Origin of the sequence: Ruminococcus callidus ATCC 27760 (assembly GCF_000468015.1) — a bacterium.
Taxonomy (GTDB): Bacteria; Bacillota; Clostridia; order Oscillospirales; family Ruminococcaceae; genus Ruminococcus_C; species Ruminococcus_C callidus.
Genome location: NZ_KI260309.1, coordinates 1 through 3,068, shown reverse-complemented (window position 1 = coordinate 3,068; position 3,068 = coordinate 1). Strand labels below are relative to the sequence as shown.

Sequence of the window (3,068 nt, the reverse complement as noted above, 5' to 3'; positions counted from 1 at the left end):
GTCGCCAGACGCTCTTTGTGCGGTATTGCCTATAGGAGCCTGCTTTCCTTTTGAAAACAGGCTCCTATCACATCATATTACAAAAAAAGGAATTTTTCAAGGACATTTCTGCGGAACAGATGCAACGATTCTGGTAAAAGTTCTCATTCAAATACCCGATACTTTTTCTCGTTGTGTCCGTAGGCACTGACCACAAGCCCCAGTGCAACGTACATGCTCACAGTTGCCGTACCGCCGGCACTGATAAAGGGCAGCGGCACACCGATAACCGGAGCCACCTTCAGCACCATGCCGATATTCATGACACAGTGGATAAACAGCATACAGAACACACCGGTACAAAGGAACATGCCCATTTTGTCCTTGGTGTTGAAGCCGTCATAGAGCACTTTCAGACAGAGGAATATCAGTACCAGCACCACAGCAACTGCACCGACAAATCCCAGTGCCTGCCCCACCTGTGCAAACATAAAGTCATTGTGAATTTCCGGAACAGAAACATAGTTTTCCTTGCCGGCATGCAGCCCCACGCCGAAAATTTTTCCGTTGGACAGGGCTTCCAGACCACGGTCCTGCTGATACTCGATATTCTCCGGATCTGTGCCGGGGTGCAGCAGCACCAGAATTCGTTTTTTATGAGTGTCCCCCAATATGAAATTCCACGCAGCGACCAGTGCCAGCGGAATGGCAATGAGAAATGCCAGCACATATTTCCATGAGATCTTCGCCGCAAAGAGCATACCCAGAAAAACCACCGCAAACACGATCGCCGTACCATAGTCCCCCTGCAAGGCGATCAGCCCCGTGGGGATCGCTCCGTGAACACACAGCAGCAGCATGTGCAGGGGCTTGTTCATGTTGCTCTCATCTTTGGCAAGGTGCAGGGAAAATGTCAGGATAAACGCCAGCTTCAGCACTTCCGAGGGCTGGAACTGGATAAAGCCCAGATTCAGCCACGCCTGGTCATCGGCACCGGCACGCTTGTGTCCCAACGCCGTAAAGGTCAGCAGCGTCAGCACCAGTGCCACCGGAGCATACAGGAACCAGAGCCGGACGAGTTTGTGGTAATCGATCGCCGAGAGCACCAGCAGGCAAGCCAAACCCAGTCCGCAGGAGAGCAGCTGCGTCCGGTAATAGCTGGAGCCCACAGAACTGATAATGTGATTCTGCCAGATCGAGTACAGCAGGATAATGCTCAGCACAGAACAGAGCAGTGCTGCCAGAATCAGCGGCTTGTCCAGCCGCCGCCAGTAGACCATCAGCGGGCTTACTGGTTTTTCACGTTTGTTGGATTTGTATGATCGGTTCATGAAATGTCCTTTCTTTCAGGCAATATCTATCAGCCGTTAGTGCCCCAGTATTTCCGATCCAGACTGCGGAACTGGGCGGCTGCGGCAATGTGCTGTTTCCGAATGATCTCGCTGCCGTCCAGATCGGCAATGGTTCTGGCAACTTTCAGAATCCGGTCATAGGCACGGGCACTCAGCCCCAGCTTATCGAACACAGCACGGAGCAGTGCCGTTGCGGCATCGTCCATGGGACAAAAGTCCTGTAGCATGCCTGCCGGAATCGCTGCGTTGCAGAAAATGCCCGTTCCGGCAAACCGCTGGTTCTGTAGTTCCCGAGCCGTCTGCACCCGCTGCCGGATCGCCGCCGACGATTCCGCCTTTGCCTTTGCAGAGAGAGAATCGAACGACACCGGCTCTACTTCAATATGCAGATCAAACCGATCCAGCAGCGGACCGGAAATGCGGTTCAGATACTGCCGCACCTGCCGTTCGGAACAGGTACACTTCCGCTTCGGGTGCCCGTAGTAGCCGCAGGGACAGGGGTTCATGGCTCCCACCAGCATAAACGAACAGGGATAGGAAACCGTTCCCGCCGCACGGGTGATGGTAACTTTGCGATCCTCCAGCGGCTGCCGCATGATCTCCAGTGTCCGATGGTCGAACTCTGCCAGTTCGTCCAGAAACAGCAGTCCGTTATGGGCAAGGGAAATCTCCCCCGGACGGGGCACTGTCCCGCCGCCCACCAGACCGGCTCCGGAAATGGTGTGGTGCGGCGAACGGAACGGGCGGCGTGTCATCAGCGGGTGTTTGCCGTCCAGCAAGCCGGCAATGGAATAGATCTGCGTGGTTTCCATGGACTCCGCGGTAGTCATTGCCGGCAGGATCGACGGGATCCGCTTGGCAAGCATGCTCTTGCCGCTGCCGGGGCTGCCGATCATCAGGGCATTGTGCCCGCCTGCTGCGGCAATTTCCAAGGCGTACTTTGCATTCTGCTGTCCCTTGACATCGGCAAAGTCCAGCATTTCCTCGTACTCCTCCGGCTGGGGCGTATAGGGTTCCTGCGGACGAATTGCCGGACCAGTGTCCTCGTTCAGGTGGGCAATCAGTTCTCCCACGCTGTGCACACCGTACACCGGTATTCCTGCCGCGGAAGCTTCAGAAGCATTCTCCGCCGGCACATACAATTCCGTCACGCCGTTCTGGGCGGCAAGCAGTGCCATAGGCAGCACACCGCTGACAGAACGCACCAGTCCGGACAGGGAAACTTCCCCGATAAAACAGCGGCTGGCGGGCTGTGCCGGAATCCGTTCCATGCACACCAGAATCCCCAGCAGAATCGCCAGATCGTGCATGGTGCCGATTTTCTTCACGTCCGCCGGAGCCAGATTCACTGTGATCAGGCGGGCAGGAAGGGCAATGGACAAGCTGGACAGAGCCGAACGGATTCGTTCCCGACTCTCCCGCACTGAGGTATCCGGCAGACCGACAATTTCCATTTGCGGTTTGCCGCGGTTCATGCTGACTTCTACATCTACAGAAAAGGCATTCAGCCCGAACAGTCCTAAACTTTTCAGTTGGGTAAACAAAAGGGTTCACCTCGTTTTTTCAAATGCTGTCCCGTCATTGCGGCGGAACAGTTCTTCCGGCAGCACCGTGCAAAACCGGCATGCGGAACTGGTGCGGTGCTGCCTCTATCAGTATAGCATGATTCACAAAAAATGTAAAGACAATCTGCAAGAAAGATTTTGGGCAACACCGCACAAAGCTTGTGCGTAAGGT

At 55.1% G+C, this 3,068-nt stretch carries 2 protein-coding genes; both read right to left on the bottom strand.

What is annotated here, in order from left to right; translation table 11 throughout:
* Positions 1-143: 143 nt before the first annotated feature.
* Positions 144-1,310 (bottom strand): FtsW/RodA/SpoVE family cell cycle protein, encoded by a 1,167-nt coding sequence (locus RUMCAL_RS02230; RefSeq protein WP_084194312.1) that lies wholly within the window; start codon positions 1,308-1,310, stop codon positions 144-146.
* Between the two features lie 29 nt (positions 1,311-1,339).
* Positions 1,340-2,875 carry a YifB family Mg chelatase-like AAA ATPase gene (locus RUMCAL_RS02225; RefSeq protein ID WP_021680826.1) on the bottom strand — a complete coding sequence of 512 codons (1,536 nt, stop codon included), beginning with the start codon at positions 2,873-2,875 and terminating at the stop codon, positions 1,340-1,342.
* Between the last annotated feature and the right edge of the window lie 193 nt (positions 2,876-3,068).